This is a genomic window from Nonomuraea sp. B19D2 (assembly GCF_040137845.1).
In the GTDB taxonomy this organism is placed as follows: Bacteria; Actinomycetota; Actinomycetes; order Streptosporangiales; family Streptosporangiaceae; genus Nonomuraea.
In genome coordinates this window covers 241290-267800 of the sequence record NZ_JBEFAK010000012.1, presented here as the reverse complement: position 1 = coordinate 267800, position 26511 = coordinate 241290, and the positions used below count along the sequence as shown (strand labels likewise).

Below are 26511 nucleotides of genomic sequence, written 5' to 3'. Positions count from 1 at the left end.
GGGGTGGCGGCCGAGGTATCCGGGCCGCCGGAACACGCCAGTACCGCTCTTTCCGGCATTTCACTTTCTCCAGGTACAAGTCTCGATGCTTGGCGCTCAGCCGCGCCGGTCGGCCATCTTCAGCAGCGCGTCCGCGACCGCCTGGCCGCCTGTCGGATCGCGGCTGATGACGAGGATCGTGTCGTCGCCGGCGACCGTGCCGAGGATCGACTCCCAGTCGGCGTGGTCGATGGCGGAGGCCAGGAACTGGGCCGCGCCCGGCGGGGTTCGCGCGATGACCAAGTTGGCCGAGGCCTCGGCACTGACCAGCAGCTCCTCGGCGATGCGGTGCAGCCGCGCGGCCGGGGACTCGCCGGTGCCCAGCCTGGTGAGCGGGATCCGGCCGCCGCCCTCGCCGGGCAGGGCGTACACCAGGGAGCCGTCGTCGGCGCGCAGCTTGAGCGCGCCGAGCTCGTCGAGGTCACGCGAGAGCGTGGCCTGGGTGACCTCGACGCCGCTCTCGGCGAGCAGCTTGGCGAGCTCCGGCTGGGAGCGCACGGCCTTCCGCTGCAGCAGGTCAGTGATCTTCGCCTGCCTGGCCGCCTTGGTCATCGGGATCGTCATGAGTCCTTCGGCCTCATGACGGAGTCGCTGTGCTTACTGGTGCCCTCGCTCCGCGAGGTCACATGTGTCACCAACCAGTGGAGGAGTGCCTTCTGGGCGTGCAGCCGGTTCTCCGCCTGGTCCCACACGGCGCTCTTCGGGCCTTCGAGCACCTCTTCGGTGATCTCGTAGCCGCGGTAGGCCGGCAGGCAGTGCAGCACGATCGCGTCCGGCGCGGCGTGCTCGAGCAGCTCGGAGTTCACCTGGTACGGCTTGAGCACGGCCACCCGCTGCTCCTTGCCGTCCTGGCCCATCGACACCCACGTGTCGGTGGCGATCACGTGCGCCCCCTGGACGGCGGCCACCGGGTCGGACAGCGAGATCACCGAGCCGCCCGTCCTGGCCGCGATGGCGGCCGCCTGGTCGAGGATGACCGCGTCCGGCTGGTAGCCGGACGGGGCGCCGATCCTCACGTGCATGCCCGCGGTGGCGCCGCCGAGCAGGTAGGAGTGGGCCATGTTGTTGGCGCCGTCACCCAGGTACGTGAGCGTGACCCCGGCGGTCCTGCCCAGCTTCTCCTGGACCGTCTGCAGGTCGGCGAGGATCTGGCAGGGGTGGAACTCGTCGGTGAGCGCGTTCACGACGGGCACCCGGGAGTGGGCGGCCATCTCGTCGATGAGCTCCTGACCGGTGGTCCGCCAGACGATGGCGGCGACCTGCCGGTCGAGCACCCTGGCGAGGTCGGCGGTGGGCTCGCCGCGGCCCATGAGGACGGAGACGTTGTCCACGACCAGCGGCAGCCCGCCGAGCTCGCCGATGCCGGTGTGGAAGGAGACGCGGGTGCGGGCCGACGGCTTGTCGAACAGGACCGCGACGGTCTGCGGGCCCTCGAACGGGCGGTAGCCGAACCGGTCCTTCTTCATGGCCGCGGCGAGCTCCAGCACCTGGGCCTGCTCGGCGGGCGTGAGGTCGTCGTCTCGCAGGAAGTGTCTGATGTGCGCCGAGTCCGCGCCGTGCCTGATGCTCATTTGGCCGCCTCCGCGAGGATCGCCGGGTACGCGCCCACGAACGTGTCGATCTCCTCCGCCGTGACCACCAGCGGCGGCGCGATGCGTACGGCGTCGGGCTGGAGCGCGTTGACCAGGAAGCCGGCGCTCTGGGCGGCCTTCTGGACCTCGGCCGAGCGGGGCTCGCTCAGCACGGTCGCCAGCCACAGGCCGCGCCCGCGCACGCCCTTCAGCAGCGGGTGGCGGATCGACTCAAGGCCGTTGCGCAGCCGCGCGGAGGCCGACTTGACGTGGTCGAGGTCGAGGTTGTCGAGCACGGCCAGCGCCGCGGCGCACGCGACCGGGTTGCCGCCGAACGTCGAGCCGTGGTCGCCCTTGGCGAACAGCTTGCCGGCGTCGCCGAACCCGATGCACGCGCCGATCGGCAGCCCGCCGCCCAGCCCCTTGGCCAGGGTCAGGATGTCGGGGGTGACGCCGTCGGCCTGGTGGGCGAACCAGTGGCCGGTGCGGCCGATCGCGGACTGGATCTCGTCGGCCACCAGCAGGGCGCCGGTCGAGTCGCAGATCTCGCGGGCCGCCTCGAAGTAGCCCTCGGGCGGCGGCACGACGCCGGCCTCGCCCTGCGTGGGCTCCAGGAACACCGCGATGCAGTCGCCGGTCACGGCCTCCTTGAGCGCGCCGGCGTCGCCGTACGGGACGAAGCGCACGTCGATCGGGAACGGGCCGAACTGGTCGCGGATCGACGCCTTGCCGGTCAGCGACAGTGCGCCGATCGTGCGGCCGTGGAAGCCGTTCTCGGCGGCGACGAAGTAGGAGCGGCCCTCGCGCTTGCCGTACTTGACCGCGAGCTTGTACGCGGCCTCGTTGGCCTCGGTGCCGGAGTTGGCGAAGAAGACCTTGGCCGGGGCGTTCAGCAGGCCGAGGAGCTTCTCGGCGAGCAGCACCTCCGGCTCGTGCAGGAACAGGTTGCTGGTGTGCGCGATCTTGGCGACCTGCGCGGACACGGCCTCAACCAGGGCGGGGTGGGCGTGACCGAGCGAGCTGGTCGCGATGCCGCCGATGAAGTCGAGGTATTCCTCGCCGTCCACGTCCCAGACGCGGGTGCCCTCACCTCGTGCCAGCGCGACCGGCGGGACGCCGTAGTTGGGCATAAAGGCCTGTTCGAACCTCTGACGCAGGTTCATCAGGGCATCACCATCGTTCCGATTCCCTCATTGGTGAAAATCTCCAGCAGCAGTGAGTGTGGCACGCGGCCGTCGAGCACGTGGGCGTGCGGGACGCCGCCCTTGACCGCGGTCAGGCAGGCCTCCATCTTTGGGACCATGCCGCTGGACAGCGTGGGCATGAGCGTCTCCAGCTCGTCGGCGTTCAGCTGGTCGATCACGTCGGTGTCGTCGGGCCAGTTGGCGTACAGGCCCTCGACGTCGGTGAGGACGATCAGCTTCTCCGCCTGGAGCGCCACGGCCAGCGCGGCGGCGGCGGTGTCGGCGTTCACGTTGTAGATCTCCCCGTCGTCTCCGCGCGCCACGCTGGAGATGACCGGGATGCGCCCGTCGTCGATCAGGGCGCGCACGGCGCCCGGCTCCACCTTGATGATCTCACCGACCTGGCCGAGGTCCACGGGCTCGCCGTTCACGATCGCGTGCTTGCGCACGGCCGTGAACAGGTGGGCGTCCTCGCCGGACATGCCGACGGCGAACGGGCCGTGCCGGTTGACCAGGCCCACGATGTCGCGGTTGACCTGGCCGACCAGGACCATTCTGACGACCTGCATGGCCTCCGGCGTGGTGACCCGCAGCCCGGCGGTGAACGTGGACTCGATGCCCAGCTTGTCGAGCGCGCTGCTGATCTGCGGGCCGCCGCCGTGCACGACGACCGGGCGCAGGCCCGCGTGCTGCAGGAAGACGACGTCCTCGGCGAAGCCCTCCTTGAGCGACTCGTCGGTCATGGCGTTGCCGCCGTACTTGATGACGACGGTCGCGCCGTGGAAGCGGGTCAGCCAGGGCAGCGCCTCGATCAGCGTCTCGGCCTTGGTCTGCACGGTGGTGGCCCTCATGAGGAGTACGCCGAGTTCTCGTGCACGTACTCGGCCGTCAGGTCCGTGGTGTGCACGGTCGCGGTGTGCGGGCCGGCCGACAGGTCGATGGTGATCGTCACGTCCCTGGGGCGCATGTCGACCTTGGAGCGGTCGTCGCCGACCGCGCCGCCCCGGCAGATCCAGATGCCGTTGATGGCCACGTTGAGGCGGTCGGGCTCGAACACCGCGTCGGTGGTGCCGATGGCGGCCAGGACGCGGCCCCAGTTGGGGTCCTCGCCGTGGATGGCGCACTTGAGCAGGTTGGAACGGGAGACCGCGCGGCCGACCTTGACCGCGTCCGCCTCCGAGTCGGCGCCGACGACCTCGATGGCGATGGCCTTGGAGGCGCCCTCGGCGTCCACCAGGAGCTGCCTGGCCAGGTCCGCGCAGACCTCAAGCACCTTCTGCTCGAACTCGGCGAGGTCCGGCTTGACCCCGGAGGCGCCGCTGGCCAGCAGGAGCACCGTGTCGTTGGTCGACATGCAGCCGTCGGTGTCGAGGCGGTCGAACGTCTTGGCCGTGGCCTTGCGCAGCGTGGCGTCGAGCTCCTCGCTGGTCAGGTCGGCGTCCGTGGTGATCACGCAGAGCATGGTGGCCAGGGCCGGGGCGAGCATGCCCGCGCCCTTCGCCATGCCCCCGACCATGTAGCCGCTCCCCCGCCGGAACGAGATCTTGGAGACGGTGTCCGTGGTGCGGATGGCGTCCGCGGCGGCCAGGCCGCCGTCGCGGGAGAGCTGGGTCGAGGCGGTCTCGACACCGGACAGCAGCGCGTCCATCGGCAGCCGCTCGCCGATCAGGCCGGTCGAGCAGACCGCGACCTCGCCCGCGGAGTCCTCGAGCACCTCGGCCACCTTCTCGGCGGTGGCGTGGGTGTCCTGGAAGCCCTCGGGGCCGGTGCAGGCGTTGGCGCCGCCGGAGTTGAGCATCACGGCTCGCAGCCGCCCGCCCGACAGCACCTGCTGCGACCACAGCACGGGGGCGGCCTTCACGCGGTTGGCGGTGAAGACGCCCGCGGCGGCCCTGCTGGGCCCGTCGTTGACGACGAGGGCGAGGTCGCGGGCGCCGCCGGACTTGATCCCGGCGGCGATACCCGCGGCTCTGAAACCGAGTGGAGCAGTAACACTCACGGAGAGACTCCTGTCAGGGGAAGGCCCAGCTCTTCCGGCAGGCCGAGTGCGAGGTTCACGCTCTGGACCGCGCCTCCGGCCGTGCCCTTGGTGAGGTTGTCGATGGCGATGACGGCGACCACGCGGCCCGCGCGCTCGTCGAGCGTCACCTGCAGGGCGGCGGTGTTGGCGCCGTAGGTCATGGACGTGGCCGGCCAGACGCCCTCCGGCAGGAGCTTGACGAACGGCTCCGCCTTCAGCGCGACCTCGTACGCCGTCCGCAGCGACTCCTTGGTGACGCCGGGCGCGGCGGGAGCGGTGCAGGTGGCGAGGATGCCGCGGCTCATGGGGGCCAGCGTCGGGGTGAACGAGACCCGCACCGGGGTCCCGGCGACGGCCGACAGGCCCTGCTCCATCTCGGGGGTGTGCCGGTGCACGCCGCCCACGCCGTACGCGCTGACCGAGCCCATGACCTCGCTGCCGAGGAGGTTGGGCTTGAGCGACTTGCCCGCGCCGCTGGTGCCGCTGGCGGCCACCACGACCACGTCCGGCTGGGCCAGCCCCGCGGCGAAGGCGGGCGACAGGGCGAGCAGGACGGAGGTCGGGTAGCAACCGGGGACCGCGATGCGGGTGGCCGACTTGAGGATCTCCCGCTGGCCGGGCAGCTCGGGCAGGCCGTAGGGCCAGGAGCCGGCGTGCTCGCCGCCGTAGAACTCCTGCCAGGCGGCGGGGTCGGTGAGCCGGTGGTCGGCGCCGCAGTCGACCACCACCGTCTCCTCGCCCAGCTGGGCGGCGACGGCGGCCGAGTGGCCGTGTGGCAGGGCCAGGAAGACGACGTCGTGGCCGGCCAGCGTGTCAGCGGAGGTGTCCTCGATGACGCGGTCGGCCAGTTGCGGCAGGTGGGGCTGATGGGCGCCGAGGCGGCTGCCCGCGCTGGACGCCGCGGTGAGCGCGCCGATCTCGAACTCGGGGTGGCCGAGCAGGATGCGCAGCAGCTCCCCGCCCGCGTAGCCGCTGGCTCCCGCGATCGCTGCCCTCATCAGAACCCCTCCTGCATGTTCATGCATAACACCTCATGACCTTGCTGTTGAAGATAATGCACTGCAGAGGATGAATATGCAAGCTGGGGTGCACAGCCGCAGTCCGTTGCAAGTGAGCGGCAGATGGGCTGGGAGACGATCGGCGCATGACCGAGTACTTGCCCGATCTTTCCTTCGCGACCCCTGCGAAAAGTGGGCGCTGTTCGACGCTGGAAGATCTTGCTCGGGCTGCTGCGACTCAGCCATGGAGTCCGGATGACACTTCGTACGCGATCCGTCAGGCTGAGCACGGCGGAACGGACCACGCACGGGATGCGTGTCGCCGCCCGGGTGCGAAAGCCAGGGACCAGCGCCTAAGACCGTTCGGGGCGCGCCGGTGCGCGGACTCGCTCACTGCGAAGGAACGGCGTGATCATGGAAGGGCGTGCGCAGGGGACAGCGGGCCGCCGTGGCCGGGGGATTCCTGGTCACGGCGGCCGGAGCCGCGCTGGCGATGATCGAGATGGTGGCTGAGCTGTCAGCGCAGGAAGGCCGCGGCCACGCCCGCGTCCACCGGGATGTGCAGGCCCGTGGTGTGGGTCAGGTCGTTGCCGGTGAGGGCGAAGACGGCGGCGGCCACGTGCTCGGGCAGGACCTCGCGCTTGAGCAGGGTGCGCTGCGCGTAGAACTCGCCGAGCTTCTCCTCCTCCACCCCGTAGACGGCCGCCCGGTTGGCGCCCCAGCCGGAGGCGAAGATGCCGGAGCCGCGTACCACGCCGTCGGGGTTGATGCCGTTGACGCGGATGCCGTGCGCGCCCAGCTCGGCCGCCAGCAGCCGCACCTGGTGCGCCTGGTCGGCCTTGGCGGCGCCGTACGCGACGTTGTTCGGGCCGGCGAAGACGGCGTTCTTGGAGGAGATGTAGACGATGTCGCCGCCCATGGCCTGGTTGATCAGGACCCGGGCGGTCTCGCGGGCGACCAGGAACGAGCCCCTGGCCATCACGTCGTGCTGGAGGTCCCAGTCGTCCAGCGTGGTCTCGAGCAGCGAGCGGGACAGCGACAGGCCGGCGTTGTTGACGACCAGGTCGACGCCGCCGAACGCCAGCACCGCCGCGCGTACCGCCTCGGCGATCTGCTCCTCCGAGGTGACGTCCACCGCGACCGCCACCGCGACGTCGGACACCCGGTAGGCGGCCGCGCCGAGCTCGGCGGCGACCTTCTCCGCGGCGGCCAGGTCGCGGTCGGCGACCACCACGCAGGCGCCCTCCGCGGCCAGGCGGCGGGCGGTGGCCGCGCCGATGCCCGAGCCGCCGCCGGTGACCAGCGCTACGCGGGTCGCCAGGGGCTTCGGCTTGGGCATGCGGCGGAGCTTGGCCTCCTCCAGCTCCCAGTACTCGATGCGGAACTTCTCCGACTCGGGGATGGGGGCGTAGGTGGAGACGGACTCGGCGCCGCGCATGACGTTGATGGCGTTGACGTAGAACTCGCCGGCCACGCGCGCGGTCTGCTTGTCCTTGCCGAACGAGAACATGCCGACGCCCGGCACCAGCACGATCGCCGGGTCGGCGCCCCTGATGGCCGGGGAGTCGGGGGTGGCGTGCCGGTTGTAGTAGGCGGTGTAGTCGTCGCGGTAGGCGGCGTGCAGCTCGCGCAGCCGTTCGACGGCCTGCTCGAGGGGCGCGTCCGGCGGCAGGTCGAGCACCAGCGGCGCGACCTTGGTCCGCAGGAAGTGGTCGGGGCAGGACGTGCCAAGCGCGGCCAGGCGCGGGTGCTCGGCGCGGGAGACGAAGTCCAGCACCTCGGGCGTGTCGGTGTAGTGGCCGACGACGCGGACGTCCATGGAGGCCAGGCCCCTGATGTAGGGGAACAGGGCGGCGGCGCGCTCGTGGCGCTCCGCCTCGGGCAGGGTGTCGTAGATCACCGAGCCGAACGGGTCGGGGCGGCCGTGCTCGGCCAGGTACGCCTCGGCGGTGCGGATGATCTCCAGCGAGCGCGACTCGCACTCCTGCGACGTCTCGCCCCAGGCGGTGATGCCGTGGCCGCCGAGGATGCAGCCGATGGCCTGCGGGTTGGCCTCCTTGATGGCGGCGATGTCCAGGCCGAGCTGGAACCCGGGCCGCCGCCACGGCACCCACACCACCCGGTCGCCGAAGACGCGCCTGGTCAGCTCCTCGCCGTCGGCGGCGGTCGCGAGCGCGATGCCGGCGTCCGGGTGCAGGTGGTCGACGTGCCCGGCCTCGACCAGGCCGTGCATGGCGGTGTCGATCGACGGCGCGGCCCCGCCCTTGCCGTGCAGGCAGTAGTCGAACGCGGCGACCATCTCGTCCTCGCGCTCCACGCCCGGGTAGACGCCCTTGAGCGCGCGCAGCCGGTCGAGGCGGAGCACGGCGAGCCCGGCCTGCTTCAGCGTGCCGAGGTCGCCGCCGGAGCCCTTGACCCAGAGCAGCTCGACCTCCTCACCGGTGACCGGGTCGGGCGCGGCGCCCTTGGCCGAGGTGTTGCCGCCCGCGTAGTTGGTGTTGCGCGGGTCGGCGCCCAGGCGGTGAGAGCGTTCCAGCAGTTCTTTCACGACATCCATGATTGCTCAGGCCCCCCAGCCGGCCTGGGTACCGCCGACGCGCTCGGCGGCGATCTTCTCGAAATATCCGGACTTGGCGTACGCGGCCATCGGGTCGGGCGCCAGCCCCGACTCCTCCCGCAGCTCGGCGAGCAGCGGCCGCACGTCGGTGTTGTAGGCGTCCATGAACACGGCGTTCGCGCCCAGCACGTCGCCCTCGGACTGCGCGGCGGCCAGCGCCTCGCGGTCCACCAGCAGGGCCTTGGCGGTGGCCTCCTGGACGTTCATCACCGAGCGGATCTGGCCCGGGATCTTGGGCTCGATGTTGTGGCACTGGTCCAGCATGAACGCCACGCCGGCCTCGGGGTCGAGGCCGCCGCCGCGGACCACCTCGAACATGATGCGGAAGAGCTGGAACGGGTCCGCCGCCCCCACCATGAGGTCGTCGTCGGCGTAGAAGCGGGAGTTGAAGTCGAACCCGCCCAGCTTGCCCTCGCGCAGCAGGAACGCCACGATGAACTCGATGTTGGTGCCCGGCGCGTGGTGGCCGGTGTCCACCACGACCTGCGCCTTGGGGCCGAGCTTGACGCAGTGGGCGTACGCGGTGCCCCAGTCGGGCACGTCTGTGGCGTAGAAGGCGGGCTCGAACAGCTTGTACTCCAGCAGGAAGCGCTGCCCCTCGCCGAGCCGGTCGTACACCTCGGCCAGGGACTCGGCCAGGCGGTCCTGGCGGGCCCTGATGTCGTCCTGGCCCGGGTAGTTGATGCCGTCAGAGAACCACAGCTTGAGCGTGTCGGAGCCGGTGGCGTCCATGATGTCCACGCACTCCAGCAGGTGGTCGGTCGCCTTGCGGCGCACCCGCGCGGCGGGGTTGGTGACGCTGCCGAGCATGTAGTCGTCGTCCTGGAAGACGTTGGAGTTGATGGCTCCGATGCCCACTCCCAGGTCACGGGCGTGCCTGGCCAGGTCGGCGTAGTCGTCCACCTTGTCCCACGGGATGTGCAGGGCGACCGTGGGGGCGACACCGGTGTAGGCGTGCACCTGGGCGGCGTCGGCCAGCTTCTCGTACGGGTCGCGCGGCACCCCCTGCTGCGCGAACACCTTGAACCTCGTGCCGCTGTTGCCGTACGCCCAGGACGGCGTCTCGATGTGCTGCGCCCGCAGCGCGGCCTTGATGTCAGTCATTACTCCCCGATCAGTCCAGGTGGAACACTTCGGTCAGCGGCGCCATGCCCTCGTCGGGGCGGCCGTCGAGGTCCTCGAAGAACGGCGCCATCTCGGCCTGCCAGCGGGCGTTGACCTCAGTCTCGGCCATGGCCTTCTTGGCGGCCTCGAAGTCCTCGGTCTCCAGGTAGCCCACCAGCAGGCCGTCGTCTCTGAGGAAGAGCGAGTAGTTGTGCCAGCCGGTGCGCGCGAGCGCCTCTCGCATCTCCGGCCAGACGTCCCGGTGGCGTTCGCGGTACTCCGCCAGCCGCTCTGGGCGGACTTTCAGCAGGAAGCAGACGCGTTGCAACTGACGCTCCTCTTCTGGTGGGTGCTTCAAAACGTTTTAATCCTTCGTGCAGGAAACTATGATTCCTGGTGCTCGCTGTCAATGCGCCCCCGGCCCCGGCCCCGGCGGGCTGCCGGGACCGGGATGATGACACGTTTTAATCTGGACCTTCGTGGCTCATGTGACGAGCTTGTCGCCGACCAGGGCGAGGTTCTGGATGGCGGCCAGGCCGTACAGGGCCGTGGTGTTGGTGGAGACCCAGGAGGCCTCGTCCGTCGGGTTGAGCGTCGTCGCGACCTTCTCCGACTTCCACGGCAGGCCGGGCGCGTAGCCGTCCCCCTTGGCGAACTCCGTCCACGCCCGGGCCGCGAGGTCGTCGCGCTTGAGCCGGACCGCCGCGTACGCCGTGAGCCGGGAGTGCCCCTGCTTGAGGATGAGGTTGCCGAAGTTCGCGCCCGTCTCGGCGGCCTGCTCGGCCTTGGTGGCGTTGAACAGGCGGCAGTACTGGAGCCAGGCCCGCTCGAAGTCGGGCATGTCCACGAGGTCGATGAGCTCGGCGCAGATCTCGACCTGTCCGAACATCGCCGAGAGGTGCGACACCGCGACCTTCTTCGCGGCGGGGGCGAACTCGCCGGTGTTGATGTTGTAGAGGCCCTCCCCGGTGACGAAGCCGTTGGGCATCGCGGCGATGGTGCGCATGGTGGCCTTGAGCTTCTTCTCCGCCACCGGGTCCCCGCCGCGTTCCCACTCGGTCAGCCAGGCGGCGGCCAGGCCGCTCCAGTCGGTGCCCAGCCCGATCGCGAGAGCCGTGGGGTCCGGCGTGTACGGCTCCGTGCGGATCTTGCGTAGCGGGTCGATGGCCAGGAACGTCTTGTCGGAGTCCACCAGCGCCCGCATGAGGTCACCGGTGCGCTCGTCGGCGGTCAGGAAGTAGAAGATGCGCCGGTAGACGGCGGTCGAGATGCGCTGCTGCTTGGCGCTGCACCCCCAGTGCTGCACGTTGTGCCTGGTGCCGAGCCCGGCCCACGGCCCGAGGTGGTAGACGTCCACCTCGCCGGTGTGCCGGGTCATCGCCTCCGCGAACCTGAAGATGTCGGAGCGCCCCGAGCGCAGGTACGCGTACCAGAGCCACAGGTCGGGCGAGAGCTCCGAGTTGTCCCAGGCGTAGCCGCCGACGTCGTAGCGCCACACATGCCGGTCCTCGTCGAAGGTGTGCATGATGTCGCCGTAGTCCCAGAAGCCGTACCAGTGACGCTGCTCGACCTGCTTCGTGTAGTAGCCGAAGAGGAAGTCGAGATGGTCCTCGATGGTCTTCTTCTGCGGCGTCGACCGGTCGACCGGGCTGAACAGGCCGCCGAACACCTTGGCCGCCGCCAGGTGCGCGGGCGGCGCGACGATCAGCGGCGGCGTCCGCACCGTGTCCGCCATCGCCCCGAGCCGGGCGGCGTCGGGGGTGGCGGCCAGCGCCCAGAACGTCAGCTCTGTCGTGCGCGCGATGCCGAGGGGCGTGCCGAAGCCCGGCTCGTAGTCCTCGTAGGTGATGTTGAGGCCCTCGATCTGCTCCGGGTACGTGTCCTGCCCCATGCCGTCGTGGTAGAAGCGGGTGTCCATCGGCCCGGCCTCCGGCGACCAGAGCCAGACGGTGACCTCGGCCTCGTCCGAGGCGGCTCCCCTGATGTCGAGCTGGGTGGGGTGCCGCTGCCAGAAGTCGCGCATGCCGAACGCGAGGCCGCCGCTCGTCCCGCCGACGTACCCGAAGCCCGAGGCCCGCTTGCCCTGGTCGACGGCGACCCAGCCGTACCCCTTCTTGGTGCGCTTCTTGAGCGTGAAGCCCTCCGAGGAGAGCTGGGCGAGGGTGTAGTCGCCCCAGTCGGGGATGAGGTGGACGCGGCTGCTGACGCGGGTGTCCCAGGTGGCGATGTCCGGCAGCCGCTGCCCGGCCACCTGCGCCTTGCGCACGGCCGCGCCCGGGTCGCGGCGCAACCCCGTGATGCCCTTGACGGCCTCGGCGAGCTGGCCGTGCCCGTCACCGACGAACCGGATGTGCCGGTTGTACGGCTCGTCCCGCATCGGCACGTGGAAGCGCGCGCCCAGCCCGGCGACGAAGTCGTGCTGCCCGTCGCGGTCGAACACGAACGTGTGGACCATCCGGACGGTCTCCGCCCCGGCGTAGAAGTAGAGCCGGATCGTGAACGGCAGCCACGACTTGCCCTTCTTCGAGGTGTGGCGGCCCTCGATCCGGACGACCGCGCGCACCGGCCCCGACTGCTCGACCTCCACCTTGGAGATGTCGCTGAGGTAGGAGTCGACCTCGACGGTCCGGTCGTCGCCGTCGTCGATCTTGCCCTGCCTGAGGCTGACGAGCTGCCCCTTGCGGGCGATCTCGGTCTCGCCGCGCCAGATCTGGCTGATCAGCTCGCTGCCGCTCTTGCGTACGCGGGCGCGGATCACGCCGGTGTCCACGTCCACGTACTGCTTCTCGTCCTTGACCGTGACCGGCTTGGCGGAGGCGGCCGCGGCGCCCGGCCGCAGCGTGTACGTCTCCGCCGCGGGCGCCTCGGGACCGAGCGCGTGGGCCGTCCACTTCAGCGTCCCGTCCGGCCAGTACGCCAGCGGCCACGTCTGCACCGGCACGGCCGTGCCGTCGGCCGCCGTGAGCGCGAACGCCTGCTCCTTGGCCACCGCGCCCTTCGGCCACGGCACGCCCCAGGTGGTGCCGGGGACCTCGGCGGGCTTGTCCTCGAGCCAGCGCAGGGTGACGTCGGGGACGGCCAATGCGGCCCCGGTGGCCGACAGGGCCGGCGAGTCCAGCACCGAGGCCAGCGGGACGGCGGCTCCGGCCGCAGCTAACCCCTTCAACGCATCGCGTCGTGAAATTTCGGACATGGTGTGCTGTACCTCCGTGCGGTAACTGGGGGGTGATGAGGTGGTGCCGCTTCCTCGGAGGGAAGCGTGCTCCGCCGGCTCAGGGCGTCAGGCGGGAACGACGCGGACGTCGCCCGCCGCCACCGTGACGGGCTCTCCCGCGGGCGGCGTCACGACCGCGTCCTCGCTGGTGTGGTTGATGGCGAACAGGTAGGAGCGGCCGTCGGCGTGCGAGCGCCGTACCACCTCGACCCCCGCGGGGGCGTCGGCGGCGGGAGCGGCCCCGGCCTCGGCCACGACGGCGGCGATGACCTCGGCCAGGCCGCCGTCGTCGAGCCTGGTGGTGAGGTAGTGCGCGAATCCCTCGCCCCACTCGTTGCGGGTCCAGGCGGGCTCGCCGGTGACGTACGTGTCGAGCACCTTCGCGCCCGTCGCCTGCGCCACCTCGCTCCAGACGCTCCCCGACCACCCGGAGGCCAGCTGCAGCGGCCCGTCCAGGGGGAAGAACTCCTCGACGGTCACCCCCAGGAGGTCACGCCACGCCCCCGGATAGCCCCCGAGCCGCACCCGGTCGTGCTCGTCCACGATCCCGCTGTACGGGCCGACGAGCGCGACGCCGCCCCGTTCCACGAACCGGGCGAGATTGGCCGCCCCGGCGTCGCTCACCAGGTAGAGCGCGGGCACCAGCACCAGGCGGTAGCCGGTCAGGTCGCCCTCGGGGTGGGCCACGTCGCAGGTGACGCCGGCCCGCCAGAGCGCGGCGTGCCAGCGCTTGACCTCCTCCACCGGGTCCAGGTCGGAGGTGGGCTGGGCGGGGTGGTCCTGGGCCCACACGCTGGAGTGGTCGAGGAGGATCGCGACGTCGGCCTCGACCGTGCTGCCCGCCACCTCGGCGAGCTCGTCCAGCTCGGCGCCGAGCGCGACGACCTCACGGAAGATCTTCGAGTTGACGCCCGCGTGCGGCAGCATCGCCGAGTGCCACTTCTCCGCGCCCGCGCTGGAGGCCCGCCACTGGAAGAACATGATCCCGTCCGCGCCCCTGGCCAGGTGGGACAGGGAGTTGCGGCGCAGCTCGCCGGGCTTCTTGGCGAGGTTGCGCGGCTGCCAGTTGACCGCGCTGGTCGAGTGCTCCATCAGCAGCCAGGGCCGGCCGCCGTTGAGCGAGCGGGCGTAGTCGGCGGCGAAGGCCAGGTCGATGTGCGGCTCCGCGCGGGCGCCGATCAGGTAGTGGTCGGTGGAGACCACGTCCATCTCGGCGGCGAAGGCCCAGCAGTCCATGTCCCAGTGCGCGCCCGCCATCAGGTTGGTGGTCGCGGGCACGTCGGGGGTGATCTTCTTGAGCAGGTCGCGCTCTGCTGTGTAGAGCTCGACCAGCGCGTCGGAGCTGAAGCGGCGGAAGTCGAGCTGCTGGCCGGGGTTCGGGAAGGTGGGAGTGGCGCGCGGCGGCAGGATCTGGGACCACTCGCTGTAGCGCTGGGACCAGAACGCGGAGCCCCACGCGTCGTTGAGCGCGTCGAGCGAGGAGTAGTGCGAGCGCAGCCAGGCGCGGAAGGCCGCGGCCGAGGTGTCGCAGTAGCAGCGCGCGTTGTGGCAGCCGTACTCGTTGTGCACGTGCCACAGGGCCAGCGCCGGGTGGTCGCGGTAACGCGTGGCCACCTGCTCGGCGATGCGCAGCGCCTTCTCGCGGTAGATCGGCGAGCTGGGGCAGAAGCCCTGCCTGCTGCCGTGGTGCAGCCGCCGCCCGTCGGCGTCCACCGGCAGCGCCTCCGGGTAGGCGTCTCCGAACCAGGGCGGCGGGGCGGCGGTCGGCGTGGCCAGGTTGGCCTTGATCCCGTTCGCGGCCAGCAGGTCCATCACGCGGTCGAACCAGCCGAACTCGAACACGCCCTCCACCGGCTCGAGCAGCGACCAGGAGAAGATGCCGACGCTGACCCGGTTGACGCCGGCCTCGCGCATCAGCGCGACATCCTGCTCCCACGTCTCCTCGGGCCACTGCTCTGGGTTCCAGTCCCCGCCGTAGGCGATGACGTCCGGCACTGAAGCCTGCCTTTCGAATAACTGTTAGCGCTCACAGCGTGTTACGCCTGCGTTTACGGGGGATTAAAACGTTCCTCAACGGCGTCGCACAAGGCCTCTCGTGGCGCCGCGAGCGGGTTCTCGCTGATCAACATGGGCGATTGCCCAGGCAGGCGGGGCGAATCCGGGCGTGACCCGTGATGCTGGCGTTACTTGAACGTTATGAAATCAGGGGACCGGCGCACCCGTGCGCTCCGCGATACAAACGTTTTACGCGAGGAACGTCGCACCGGGGCTCCATGCCGGGGGCAAATCGTGCTCTGACTGGCACAAAGCGGTTTTGTACGTTTTAATAGATCCTCATGGCCCTGGTCAGCATCAAGGACGTCGCCGCACACGCCGGCGTCTCCCCAGGCACGGTCTCCAACGTACTGAACCGGCCCGAAAAAGTCGCACCCGCCACCCGGGAGCGCGTGGAGGCGGCGATCAGCGAGCTGGGGTTCGTCCGCCACGGCTCGGCCTCGACGCTGCGCGCCGGGCACAGCAGGACGATCGGTCTGAGCGTGATCGACATAGGCAACCCGTTCTTCACCGAGGTCGCGGCCGGGGTCGAGGACGTGGTCAGCGAGCTCGGCTACGCGGTGATCCTGGGCAACTCGGCGGGCTCGCCGGACAAGGAGGACCGCAACCTGCGGGTGCTGGCCGAGCACCGGGTGCGCGGCGTGCTGATCACCCCGTCCGGCGAGGACCCCGGCAGGCTCGACCGGCTGCGCGAGCGCGGCATCAGCGTGGTGCTGGTCGACCATCCGGCGCACCGGCCCGACCAGTGCGCGGTCGCCGTCGACGACGTCGCGGGCGGCCGGGCCGCGGTCACGCACCTGCTGGCGAAGGGCGCACGCAGCGTCGCCTACGTGACGGGGCCGCTGACGATCAGGCAGTGCGTGGAGCGCCGGGAGGGCGCGAAGGCCGCGATGCGGACCGCCGGGCTCGACCCAGACGACCTGAAGGTCGCCGAGGCCGGCACGATGACGGCCCGCGCGGGCGAGAAGGCCGCCGCCGATCTGATCGCGGGCGGCCTGCCCGAGGCCGTGTTCTGCGCCAACGACCTGCTCGCGCTCGGCGTGCTGCGCGCGCTGCTGCGGGCCGGGGTGCGGGTGCCGGAGGACGTGGCCCTGATCGGGTACGACGACATCGACTTCGCCGCCGCCTCCACCGTGTCGCTCAGCTCGATGCGTCAGCCGACCTACCAGCTCGGCCGGATCGCCACCGAGCTGCTGCTGGACGAGTGTGACAATCCGGACACGCACGCGCACCAGCACATCATGTTCCAGCCGGAGCTCGTCGCCAGGGAGTCCACCCAATGAGCCGCCGTTTCGCCGCCGTCGACCTCGGTGCCTCCAGCGGCCGGGTGATGCTGGCCGATCTGTCGGACGGCCTGGAGCTGACCGAGGCCCACCGCTTCCCCAACGGCCCGGTACGCGTGGCGGACCGGCTCCACTGGGACGTCCTCGGCCTCTACCGGGAGATCCTCACCGGCCTGCACAACGCGGGCCCGGTGTCGTCCATCGGCGTGGACTCGTGGGCTGTGGACTACGGGCTGCTCGACGAGTCGGGCGCGCTGCTCGGCAACCCCGTGCACTACCGCGATGACCGCACACGTGGCGTGGCCGAGCGGGTGGCCGAGTCGGTCGGGGCGGAGACGCTGTACGAGGTGTCCGGGCTGCAGGTGCTGCCCTTCAACACCATCTACCAGCTGCTGGCCGACCGGCTCGACGGGGCGGCGACGATGCTGCTGATCCCCGACCTGATCGGCTACTGGCTCACCGGCGAGTTGGGCGCCGAGGTGACCAACGCCTCGACGACGGGGCTGCTCGACGTACGCACCAGGTCATGGGCGGCACCGCTGATCAAACAGCTCGGCCTGCCCGCGGAGCTGTTCCCGCCGCTGCGGCAGCCGGGCGAGGCGGTCGGCGGGCTGCGGCGGCACGTGGCCGCGGAGATCGGCTGGTCGGCTCCCGTCATGGCGGTGGGCTCGCACGACACCGCCTCGGCCGTGGCCGCCGTGCCCGCCTCCGGGCCGGCGTTCGCCTACATCTCGTGCGGCACGTGGTCGCTGGCCGGCGTGGAGCTGCCGGAGCCGGTGCTGACGCCCGAGAGCCGGGCCGCGAACTTCACCAACGAGGCGGGCATCGACGGCACCGTCCGCTACCTGCGCAACGTCATGGGGCTGTGGCTGCTGCAGGAGTGCCTGCGGGCCTGGCCGGGCTCCGACCTGGGCGAGCTGCTGAAGGCGGCGGCGGGCGAGCGGCCGTTCGCGGCCGTGGTGAACCCGGACGAGCCGGTGTTCCTGCCGCCGGGCGACATGCCGGCCAGGATCGCCGCCGAGTGCCGCCGCACGGGCCAGCGGCCCCCGTCGTCCCCGGCCGGGTACGTGCGGTGCGTGCTGGAGAGCCTGGCGCTCGGGCACCGGCTGGCGGTGCGGCAGGCGATGGAGCTGTCGGGGCGCGACGTCGAGGTCGTCCACCTGGTGGGCGGCGGGTCGCGCAACGAGCTGCTGTGCCGGCTGACCGCCGACGCCTGCGGCCTGCCGGTGGTGGCCGGGCCAGCCGAGGCGACCGCGCTCGGCAACGTGCTGGTGCAGGCACGGGCGGCGGGGCTCGTCTCGGACCTGGCGGAGATGCGGTCGCTGGTCGCCTCCTCGCAACCGCTGCGCCGCTACGAGCCCTCGGGCGACGCCCACGCGTGGGACGAGGTCGCCGCGCGCCTCTTCTGACCCCCCTCGACCTGCGGGTTTTCGCCTCCCGGCGGCAGGGCAGGAACCCGGCCAGGGGTTCGGGGGGACGTCATGCGATTGAGGTGGCCGCTGCTGCGGCAGCTGACCGGCGAGGACCGCACGGGGCGGGGCGCGGCCGTGAGGTCGGCCAGGACGGCGGTGCTGCGGGCGCGCACGGCCACGGCCGATCGGGTCGTCAAGTCGGTGTGCCCCTACTGCGCGGTGGGCTGCGCCCAGAACGTCTACGTACGGGATGAGAAGGTCGTCCAGATCGAGGGCGACCCCGACTCCCCCGTCAGCCGCGGCCGGCTGTGCCCCAAGGGCGCGGCCAGCCTCCAGCTCACCACCGCCTCCAACCGCCAGTACAAGGCCCTCCACCGGCCGCCGGGCGCGGCCGACTGGCAGGAGATCGACCTCGCCACCGCCATGGACATGGTGGCCGACCGGATCATCGCCACCCGTCGCCAGACCTGGGAGTGGGAGAAGGACGGCAAGCGCACCGCCAGGACCATGGGCATCGCCAGCCTGGGCGGCGCCACGCTGGACAACGAGGAGAACTACCTCATCAAGAAGCTCCTGACGGCGCTCGGCGTGGTGCAGATCGAGAACCAGGCCCGGGTGTGCCACAGCTCGACCGTGGTCGGGCTCGGCACGTCGTTCGGCCGGGGCGGCGCCACCACGTTCATGCAGGACCTGCAGCACTCCGACTGCGTGGTCATCCAGGGCGCGAACTTCGCCGAGGCGCACCCGGTGGGCTTCCAGTGGGTGATGGAGGCCAAGGCGCGCGGCGCCGTGATCATCCACGTCGACCCGCGCTTCACCCGCACGAGCGCGCTGGCCGACCTGCATGTGCCCATCCGCGCGGGCTCCGACGTGGCCTTCCTCGGCGGGATCATCAACCACGTGCTGGAGAACGACCTGTACTTCCACGAGTACGTGGTCAACTACACCAACGCGGCCACCATCCTCAGGGAGGACTACCGCGACGCCGAGGACCTCGACGGCGTGTTCTCCGGCTTCGACCCGCGTACCCGCACCTATGACCACGAGACCTGGCAGTACGAGGGCATGTCGATCCTCGCGGCGGCCGGCGAGCGCGACCGGCCGGTGGGCCCGATGCCGCCGGGCCGCGCCGAGATGCTCGGCGGCGCCGGCGTCCCGATGGGCGGCACGCCGGAGCGCGACGAGACGCTGCGCCACCCGCGCTGCGTCATGCAGGTGCTGCGCCGCCACTTCGCCCGCTACACGCCGGAGCTGGTCGAGCGGGTGTGCGGGGTGCCGCGCGAGCTGTTCCTGCAGGTGTGCCGGCATCTGACGGAGAACTCGGGGCCCGAGAGGACCTCGGAGTTCGTGTACGCGGTCGGCTGGACGCAGCACAGCGACGGCTCGCAGTTCATCAGGACGGCGAGCATCCTGCAGCTGCTGCTCGGCAACATCGGCCGCCCGGGCGGCGGCATCCAGGCGCTGCGCGGGCATGCCAGCATCCAGGGCTCCAGCGACGTGCCGACGCTGTTCAACCTGCTGCCGGGCTACATCCCGATGCCGCACGCGCACGAGGACCTGAGCCTGCGCACGTTCATGCTGGCCGACGCGCCGCACCGGGGCTGCTGGGCGAACATGCCCGCCTACCTGGTCAGCCTGCTCAAGGCGTGGTGGGGCGAGTCCGCCCAGCCGGACAACGACTTCAGGTTCGGCTATCTGCCCAGGCTGACGGGGTCGCACAGCACGTACGACACAGTGCTGGCGCAGCTGGACGGCACGTGCAGGGGCTACCTCCTGCTCGGCGAGAACCCCGCGGTGGGCTCGGCCAACGCCAGGATGCAGCGCCTGGGCATGGCCAGGCTCGACTGGCTGGTCGTCCGCGACCTCAACCTGATCGAGAGCGCCACCTGGTGGAAGGACGGCCCGGAGATCGAGACGGGCGAGCTGGCCACCGCGGACATCGGCACGGAGGTGTTCTTCTTCCCCGCGGCCTGTCACACGGAGAAGAGCGGCACCTTCACCAACACCAACCGGCTGCTCCAGTGGCACCACCAGGCGGTCGAGCCGGCCGGGGACGCGCGCAGCGACCTGTGGTTCATGTACCACCTGGGGCGGATCATCAAGGAGAAGCTGGCGGGCTCGACGGACCGGATGGACGCGCCGGTGCTCGAGCTCACCTGGGACTACCCGGTCGAGGGCGCCATGGAGGAGCCGTCCGCCGAGGCGGTGCTGGCCGAGATCAACGGCTGGGACGCCGACCGGCGCCCGCTGTCGGGCTACCACGAGCTCAAGGACGACGGCTCCACCGTGTGCGGCTGCTGGATCTACTGCGGCGTGTACGCCGGCGGCGTCAACCAGGCCGCCCGCCGCAAGCCGCACACCGAGCAGGACTGGATAGCCGCCGAATGGGCCTGGGCCTGGCCGGCGAACCGGCGCATCCTCTACAACCGGGCCTCGGCCAGGCCGGACGGCAGCCCGTGGAGCGAGGCCAAGAAGCTGGTCTGGTGGGACGCGCAGGCAGGCAGGTGGGCCGGCTTCGACGTGCCGGACTTCGAGGTGGACAAGAACCCCGGCTACCGGCCGCCGCCGGACGCGCGGGGCGGGGCCGCGCTGTCGGGGATCGACCCGTTCATCATGCAGGCCGACGGGAAGGGCTGGCTGTTCGCGCCGTCAGGGGTGGTGGACGGGCCGCTGCCGGCGCACTACGAGCCGCAGGACTCGCCGGTGGCCAACCCGCTCTACGGTCACCAGCGCAACCCGGCGCGCAAGGTCTACCCGCACGAGGACAACCGCTACCAGCCGAGCGGCGACGAGCCGGGCGCGTCGGTCTATCCGTACGTGGTGACGACGTACCGGCTGACCGAGCACTTCACGGCGGGCGGCATGAGCCGGCACACGCCGTACCTGGCGGAGCTGCAGCCGGAGCTGTTCTGCGAGGTGTCGCCCGAGCTGGCCGCCGAGCGCGGGCTCGTGCACGGCGACTGGGCCACGATCGTCACCGCGCGCAACGCCATCGAGGCCCGGGTCATGGTCACCGACCGGATGCCGTCGCTGCGCCTGGACGGCCGGGTGCTGCACCAGATCGGGCTGCCGTTCCACTTCGGGCCCAACGGCCTGGCCAGGGGCGACGCGGCCAACGAGCTGTCGGCGATCTCGCTGGACCCCAACTCCCACATCCAGGAGGTCAAGGCCCTGGCGGCGGACATCCGGCCGGGGCGGCGCCCGCGCGGCCCGGCGCTGCCGGAGCTGGTCAGGTCCTACCAGCGGCGGGCCGGCGTCACGGCCGGCACGGGAACGGAGACGTGATGGGCCGCGTGGGGTTCTTCACCGACACCAGCATCTGCATCGGCTGCAAGGCGTGCGAGGTCGCCTGCAAGGAGTGGAACGCCGTCCCCGACGACGGCCTGGCCTTCACCGGCATGTCGTACGACAACACCGTGGGGCTGGGCGCCGACAGCTGGCGGCACGTGGCCTTCATCGAGCAGCGGCGCCCGCTCGGCCATCAGGAGCCCGGGGTCGGCGACATGGACTTCCGCTGGCTGATGGCCTCAGACGTGTGCAAGCACTGCACGGAGGCGGCCTGCCTGGACGTGTGCCCGACGGGGTCGCTGTTCCGCACCGAGCACGGCACGGTCGTGGTGCAGGAGGACGTCTGCAACGGGTGCGGCTACTGCGTGCCCGCCTGCCCGTTCGGGGTGATCGGCGTGCGGGAGAGCACGGGCCTCGCGGCCAAGTGCACGATGTGCTACGACCGCCTGGGCGACGGGCAGGAGCCGGCGTGCGCCAAGACGTGCCCGACGGACTCGATCCAGTTCGGGGACCTGGACGAGCTGCGCGAGCGGGCCGAGCGCCGGCTCGGCCAGGTGCGCGAGCAGGGCGTCACGTCCGCCCGCCTGTACGGGCACGACACCGGCGACGGGGTGGGCGGCATGGGCGCGTTCTTCCTGCTGCTGGACGAGCCTGAGGTGTACGGCCTGCCGCCCGGCCCCGTGGCGACCACCAGGGACCTGCCGTCGATGTGGCGGCACGCGGGGGTCGCGGCGCTCGCCCTGCTGGCCGGCGTGGCGGCGACAGCGCTGCCGGTGTGGAGGAGGCGGGGATGACCAGTCAGACCGACGTGCGCCTGGACGGCTCGGCCGAGCTGCGTACCGAGCGGGAGGCCACGCCGGGCTCGGCGGGCCACAGGCGCGAGCGGCTCAGGCCGTCACAGGCGAACTTCGACTCCTACTACGGGCTGCCGGTGCTGAACGAGCCGACCTGGCAGGCGCACGACATCGCCGGCTACCTCTTCCTCGGCGGCCTGGCCGGCGCGTCGTCCACGCTGGCGGCCGCCGCCGAGCTGACCGGCAGGCCGCGGCTGGCCAGGGCGGGCAAGGTGGCGGCTCTGTGCGCGCTGGGCGGGTCGCTCTACTCGCTGATCCACGACCTGGGGCGGCCGGAGCGGTTCCTCAACATGCTGCGGGTGTTCAAGGTGACCTCGCCCATGAGCGTCGGCACCTGGATTCTCACGGCGTACGGGCCGCAGGCCGGGTGCGCGGCGGCCGCCGACCTGGCCGGGCGCCTGCCTCGCCTGGGCCGGGCCGCCACGATCGGGGCGGGGCTGGCCGGGCCCGCGGTGGCCACCTACACCGCCGCGCTGATCTGCGACACCGCCGTGCCCGCCTGGCACGAGGGGTTCAGGGAGATGCCGTTCCTGTTCGCGGGCTCGGCCACGGCCGCGGCGGGCGGGCTGGGGATGCTGGCCGCGCCGCCGTCGGAGGCGGGGCCGGCCCGGCGGGCGGCGCTGCTGGGCGCGGTCGCCGAGTGCGTGGCCGCCGTCCGGATGGAACGGCGGCTCGGGCCGCTGGCGGAGCCGCTCAAGCGGAGCAGGCTGCTGCGGGCGGGCGAGGTGCTGGTGCTGGCGGGCGCGCTGGCCGGGGTGACCGCGGGCCGCCGCAGCAGGATCGCGGCCGTGGCGGCGGGCGCCGCCCTGCTGGCGGGTTCGGCGTGCACCCGGTTCGGGATCTTCCACGCCGGCAGGGAGTCCGCGAACGACCCCAAGTACACCGTCCAGGCGCAGCGCAGGCGGCTGGCGAGGGAGATCACATGAAGCGGAAAATCATCGCGTACCTGCCGTTCTTCGGCATCGTGCTCTTGACTTGTGTCGTGTCCTGGCTCGCGGGCAGAACCGTTCCCGGGCGGGAGTCCCGGGAAAGTACGATCGGCAGATGACCGAAAAGACCGAAACCACGCCTGGATGGCTCTCCCCCGAAGAACTCGAATCGGTGCGGGGCCAGCTGCCGATACTCTACGTCGACGCCGTACCGGTGCGGGTCGACGACACCGGCGTGGTCACCCGCGTCGGCCTGCTGCTGCGCATCTTGTCAGACGGCACGGTCAGCCGGGCGCTGGTCTCGGGGCGGGTGCTCCACCACGAGCGGATCCGCGACGCGCTCCTGCGGCATCTGGAGAAGGATCTCGGACCCGTGGCGCTCCCCCGCATCCCCGCCTCGCCGCAGCCGTTCACCGTGGCCGAGTACTTCCCCACGCCCGGCATCACCCAGTACCACGATCCGCGGCAGCACGCGGTCTCGCTTGCCTACATCGTCCCGGTCGCGGGTGACTGCCGGCCCCGGCAGGACGCCCTTGACTTTGAGTGGTTCACGCCTGAGGACGCCGCGTCTCCGGGGGTGCAGCAGGAGATGAGCGGCGGGCACGGCGTGCTGCTGAAGCAGGCGCTCGCCCACGTGGGCCGCCTGCCCTGACGCGGAAGTGATGCGAGCGGCCGTCGGCCGTGAACCGGGCGCGGGCCGTGATCAGGTCCGCGCCCGGGAGCGGGAAGCCCACGGTGATCGCCGTGCCCGGGTCCACCAGCGGTACGGGGTGGGCCCGGACGCCGTTCAGGCTCAGCCGGACCTTGCGCCACGGCACCGACGAGCCGTTGTGCAGGGTCACCAGGACCTGGCCGCCGATGAGCTCGGTCTTCAGCCCGTACGGGATGCGCGGGTCGGGGCCGATGGAGTCGTCGAGCAGGGCCGTCAGCTCGCCGGCCAGTTCGGCCCTGGTGGCGGCCAGGTCGTGACGCTCCCCCGGGTCGGCGGCCAGGTCGTACAGCTCGATCCGGCCCTCGGGCCCGGCGCCCGCGATGTGCGGGGCGAACCGGAGCAGTTTCCACCGGCCCCGGCGGATCGCCTGAATCTTGCGTGGCCGGTTCCACACGAAGTGGTCGTGCTCGGGCGCGCCGTCGCCGTTGAGCAGGTCGCGCAGGGACAGGCCGTCGAGGTGGGCGGGCACCGGCACCCCGGCCAGGTCGGCCAGCGTCGGCAGCACGTCCCACGACGCCACCGGCTGCTCGACCACGCGCGGGCGTAGCCGCGGCGACCAGGCAATCAGCGGCACGCGGATGCCGCCCTCATACAGGTTGCGCTTGACGCCGCGTAAGGGCCCGTTGGAGTCGAACAGCTCCGGCGTCACGCCCTTCTCGTGGTGGGGGCCGTTGTCGCTGGTGAAGAGCACGAGCGTGCGCTCGGCGACGCCCGCCTCGCGCAGCGCGCGCACCAGCGCGGCCACGTCGGAGTCGAGCCGGGCCACCTGCGCCGCGTGCCGCCGGTTGGGGCCGCTCCACGGCCGCCGCTCGTACGGCCCCGCGTCGCCGGGGACGACGCTCGGCGAGTGCGGCAGGGTGGTCGGGAAGTAGAGCAGGAACGGGTCGTCGCCGGCCTGCCCGATGAACTCGACCGCCCGCCGGCGGAACAGGTCCGGCGCGTACGACCTGCCGTCGAGCTACACCTTGGCGCCGTTGTGCCACAGGTACTGGGGGAAGTACTGGTGGGCGTGGGCGTGCCCGATGTAGCCGAAGAACTCCTCGAAGCCGCGCTCGTTCGGATGGGACGCCTGCCCCGGCCGCTCGGGGCCGAAGCCCCACTTGCCGATGCAGGCCGTGCGGTAGCCGGTCAGCCGCAGCAGCTCGGCGAAGGTGAGGTCGGCCGCGGTGAGCGAGTGCTGCGGCCCGCCCTCCGGGTTCTCGCGTACGGTGCCGTGGCCGGCGTGCAGCCCGGTGAGCAGGGCGCAGCGCGACGGGGCGCAGAGCGGCGCCCCCGAGTACGCGGTCTCGAAGCGCACGCCCTCGGCCGCCAGCCGGTCCAGGTTCGGCGTGCTGATCAGGCGCTGCCCCTGGCTGCCGATCTCGCCCCAGCCGAGGTCGTCGGCCAGGATCACGACGACGTTCGGGCGCGTGGGCAGACCTGCCAACGCCTGGGCGGCAGGTGCGGGCAGGGCGAGGCCGGCGAGGGTTCCGGCGAGCATGGTACGGCGCGAGGGCCCGTCGATCACGAACCGCAACCTATCGGAGACTGCCCTGAATGACGGGCAAACGACCGGCGAACTATCAGTAGTCCCACAGGCGGCACATCTCGCGCAGCTCGTCCGGCACCTCGTCCGCCGCCGGGAGGGGACGGCCCTCGACGACCGTGCCGGCGCGGATCTTGTCGCGCCAGTCGCCGATGCCCTTGACGAAGGCGCCGTGGTCCTTCGCGCCGTAGTTAAGCATGGCCGGCTCGAACTCCAGCCCCAGAAAGAGGCAGAGCCGCCGCAGCTCGCGCTCGGGCTCGGCGACCAGCTCCTCGTAGCGCATGGTCAGCCCGTCGAGGTGGATGCGGGCCTCCTCCAGGTAGGTCATGTAGCTCAGCGTGCGCGGCACGGCCTCCTCCATGGGCCTCTTGTCCGGGTCGGCCTCGTGCCAGGACTGCACGATGGACATGGGGTGGCGCAGCAGGAAGACGAAGCGCGCGTCCGGCCAGCAGGCCGAGATGCGCCGCCAGATGAACACGTTGCTGGGCGTCTTCTCGGCCAGGATCGGCTTGCCGCTGCGGGTCAGCTCGCGGTGCAGCAGCCGGTCGTGCGCGGGATCGACGGGCGGCCGCACCACGTCGCCGGGCAGCCGCTGGAGCACCAGCGGCGGCGGGGGCGGCGGCTTCGGCGGCTCCTTCCGCGGCCGCCGCGTCAAGGTGTATCCCGTCAGGCCCTCCAGCGTCGTGTTGGCCCGGTACCTCCAGCTCATGGGCCTAGAAGGTAGAGACGGCCCGTGAACCCCAGGTGAATCCCGCCTGTGAACCTCTACCCGCGCTTGTGGACGACTCGGGCGTGCACGACCGCGTACGTGTTGCGCAGCGCCGCCATCGACTCGTCGTAGGACGCCTGCGCGACCCCCGTGAACAGGCAGTCGACCACCATGAGCTGCGCGATGCGGCTGCCCAGCGCGCCCGAGCGGAACTTCGTCTCCCTGGCGGCCGTCGTCAGCGTAACGTCGGCCGCGCGGGCCAGCGGCGAGTCGTGGAAGTTCGTGATCGCCACGGTGGCGGCGCCCGACTTGCGGGCGATGGACAGGAACTCGACCGTGTCCACGGTGGCGCCCGTGTGCGACACGGCCACCGCCACGCAGCCGGAGTCCAGCGTGGCCGCCGACGTCCAGGCCGAGTGCGAGTCGTGCCAGTTGATCGCGGTACGCCCGATGCGCGACAGCTTCTGCTGCAGGTCGAGCCCCACGAGAGAGCTCGCGCCCACGCCGAAGCTGTCGATCCTGCGGGCGGCCAGCAGCAGCGACACAGCGGCGCCGAGCGCCTCCATGTCCAGCGAGCGGGCCGTGTCGGCGATGGACAGCGTCTCGTTCATCGCCACCTTGGAGACGATGCCTTCCAGGCTGTCGTTGCGGTCGATGTCGCCGGACGCCTCCGGCAGGCTCGACGTGGTCAGCTCCTCGCGCGCCACCGCCCTGGCCAGGTCGATCCTGAGGTCCTTGTAGTGCGCGTACCCCATGCGCTGGTAGAAGCGCACCACCGAGGTCGTCGAGGTCCCGCAGCGGGCGGCCAGCTCGGCGATGGACAGGTTGGCCGCGCCCGCGGGGTCGCCGACGAACTCCTCCGCGATCCGCCGCTCCGACGGCCGCAGCGCGGGCATGGCGGCCCGGATGCGGATCAGTACGGTCCCGTCGTCCTCGGCCATCTCTCTCATCCCCACAAAGAAAAGAAAATACCTCAGTGGTAAGGTCTGCGTAATTT

The 26511-nt window shown here is 71.5% G+C and carries 19 protein-coding genes and 1 pseudogene; 6 read left to right on the top strand and 14 right to left on the bottom strand.

What is annotated here, in order from left to right:
• Nucleotides 1-96: 96 nt before the first annotated feature.
• From ABN273_RS23860 to ABN273_RS23810, 11 genes are all read right to left on the bottom strand, one after another.
• The gene (locus tag ABN273_RS23860; RefSeq protein ID WP_349451179.1) at nt 97-603 is read right to left on the bottom strand and encodes an arginine repressor; all 507 of its coding nucleotides are present in this window, start codon (nt 601-603) and stop codon (nt 97-99) included.
• Nucleotides 600-1610 (bottom strand): ornithine carbamoyltransferase, encoded by a 1011-nt coding sequence (argF, locus tag ABN273_RS23855; protein WP_349451178.1) that lies wholly within the window; start codon nt 1608-1610, stop codon nt 600-602. The genes ABN273_RS23860 and argF overlap by 4 nt, the downstream gene beginning before the upstream one ends.
• Nucleotides 1607-2773 carry an acetylornithine transaminase gene (locus ABN273_RS23850; protein ID WP_349451177.1) on the bottom strand — a complete coding sequence of 389 codons (1167 nt, stop codon included), beginning with the start codon at nt 2771-2773 and terminating at the stop codon, nt 1607-1609. Before ABN273_RS23850 ends, argF begins: the two co-directional genes overlap by 4 nt.
• A complete protein-coding gene (gene argB / locus ABN273_RS23845; RefSeq protein WP_349451175.1) occupies nt 2773-3645 on the bottom strand; it encodes an acetylglutamate kinase in 873 nt (290 codons plus the stop codon). Before argB ends, ABN273_RS23850 begins: the two co-directional genes overlap by 1 nt.
• The gene (gene argJ / locus ABN273_RS23840) at nt 3642-4793 is read right to left on the bottom strand and encodes a bifunctional glutamate N-acetyltransferase/amino-acid acetyltransferase ArgJ (RefSeq protein WP_349451174.1); all 1152 of its coding nucleotides are present in this window, start codon (nt 4791-4793) and stop codon (nt 3642-3644) included. Before argJ ends, argB begins: the two co-directional genes overlap by 4 nt.
• Complete coding sequence (gene argC, locus ABN273_RS23835) at nt 4790-5812, bottom strand: N-acetyl-gamma-glutamyl-phosphate reductase (RefSeq protein WP_349451173.1); 1023 nt, start codon at nt 5810-5812, stop codon at nt 4790-4792. The genes argJ and argC overlap by 4 nt, the downstream gene beginning before the upstream one ends.
• 517 nt (nt 5813-6329) lie before the next feature.
• A complete protein-coding gene (locus ABN273_RS23830; protein ID WP_349451172.1) occupies nt 6330-8369 on the bottom strand; it encodes a bifunctional aldolase/short-chain dehydrogenase in 2040 nt (679 codons plus the stop codon).
• A gap of 6 nt (nt 8370-8375) precedes the next feature.
• Complete coding sequence (gene rhaI, locus ABN273_RS23825; protein WP_349451171.1) at nt 8376-9533, bottom strand: L-rhamnose isomerase; 1158 nt, start codon at nt 9531-9533, stop codon at nt 8376-8378.
• Nucleotides 9534-9543: 10 nt separating this feature from the next.
• The gene (locus ABN273_RS23820; RefSeq protein ID WP_349451170.1) at nt 9544-9861 is read right to left on the bottom strand and encodes an L-rhamnose mutarotase; all 318 of its coding nucleotides are present in this window, start codon (nt 9859-9861) and stop codon (nt 9544-9546) included.
• 156 nt (nt 9862-10017) lie between these two features.
• Nucleotides 10018-12726 carry an exo-rhamnogalacturonan lyase family protein gene (locus ABN273_RS23815; RefSeq protein WP_349451169.1) on the bottom strand — a complete coding sequence of 903 codons (2709 nt, stop codon included), beginning with the start codon at nt 12724-12726 and terminating at the stop codon, nt 10018-10020.
• A gap of 87 nt (nt 12727-12813) precedes the next feature.
• Nucleotides 12814-14742 (bottom strand): beta-galactosidase, encoded by a 1929-nt coding sequence (locus ABN273_RS23810; protein ID WP_349451168.1) that lies wholly within the window; start codon nt 14740-14742, stop codon nt 12814-12816.
• Nucleotides 14743-15083: 341 nt separating this feature from the next.
• On the opposite strand from ABN273_RS23810, the gene ABN273_RS23805 reads away from it, so the two are divergent.
• The 6 genes from ABN273_RS23805 to ABN273_RS23780 all read left to right on the top strand — a co-directional run bounded on the left by ABN273_RS23805 (nt 15084) and on the right by ABN273_RS23780 (nt 23220).
• Nucleotides 15084-16085 carry a LacI family DNA-binding transcriptional regulator gene (locus ABN273_RS23805; protein WP_349451167.1) on the top strand — a complete coding sequence of 334 codons (1002 nt, stop codon included), beginning with the start codon at nt 15084-15086 and terminating at the stop codon, nt 16083-16085.
• Nucleotides 16082-17494 carry a rhamnulokinase gene (locus ABN273_RS23800; RefSeq protein WP_349451166.1) on the top strand — a complete coding sequence of 471 codons (1413 nt, stop codon included), beginning with the start codon at nt 16082-16084 and terminating at the stop codon, nt 17492-17494. The genes ABN273_RS23805 and ABN273_RS23800 overlap by 4 nt, the downstream gene beginning before the upstream one ends.
• Nucleotides 17495-17566: 72 nt before the next feature.
• Nucleotides 17567-20782, top strand: coding sequence for a formate dehydrogenase (gene fdh / locus ABN273_RS23795; protein ID WP_349451165.1), 3216 nt, complete (start codon nt 17567-17569; stop codon nt 20780-20782).
• Nucleotides 20782-21579: a 4Fe-4S dicluster domain-containing protein gene (locus ABN273_RS23790; protein ID WP_349451164.1), complete on the top strand. Its 798-nt coding sequence runs from the start codon at nt 20782-20784 to the stop codon at nt 21577-21579. Before fdh ends, ABN273_RS23790 begins: the two co-directional genes overlap by 1 nt.
• Nucleotides 21576-22565: an NrfD/PsrC family molybdoenzyme membrane anchor subunit gene (nrfD, locus tag ABN273_RS23785; protein ID WP_349451162.1), complete on the top strand. Its 990-nt coding sequence runs from the start codon at nt 21576-21578 to the stop codon at nt 22563-22565. Before ABN273_RS23790 ends, nrfD begins: the two co-directional genes overlap by 4 nt.
• Nucleotides 22566-22683: 118 nt before the next feature.
• Nucleotides 22684-23220 carry an NUDIX hydrolase family protein gene (locus ABN273_RS23780; protein ID WP_349451161.1) on the top strand — a complete coding sequence of 179 codons (537 nt, stop codon included), beginning with the start codon at nt 22684-22686 and terminating at the stop codon, nt 23218-23220.
• Here ABN273_RS23780 and ABN273_RS23775 read toward each other — a convergent pair.
• From ABN273_RS23775 to ABN273_RS23765, 3 genes and pseudogenes are all read right to left on the bottom strand, one after another.
• Nucleotides 23117-24760: pseudogene (locus ABN273_RS23775) on the bottom strand (arylsulfatase). The gene ABN273_RS23780 and the pseudogene ABN273_RS23775 sit on opposite strands and share 104 nt — an antisense overlap.
• Nucleotides 24761-24842: 82 nt before the next feature.
• The gene (locus ABN273_RS23770) at nt 24843-25514 is read right to left on the bottom strand and encodes a sulfotransferase family protein (RefSeq protein ID WP_349451160.1); all 672 of its coding nucleotides are present in this window, start codon (nt 25512-25514) and stop codon (nt 24843-24845) included.
• A gap of 56 nt (nt 25515-25570) precedes the next feature.
• Nucleotides 25571-26464 carry a MurR/RpiR family transcriptional regulator gene (locus ABN273_RS23765; protein WP_349451159.1) on the bottom strand — a complete coding sequence of 298 codons (894 nt, stop codon included), beginning with the start codon at nt 26462-26464 and terminating at the stop codon, nt 25571-25573.
• Nucleotides 26465-26511: the final 47 nt, after the last annotated feature.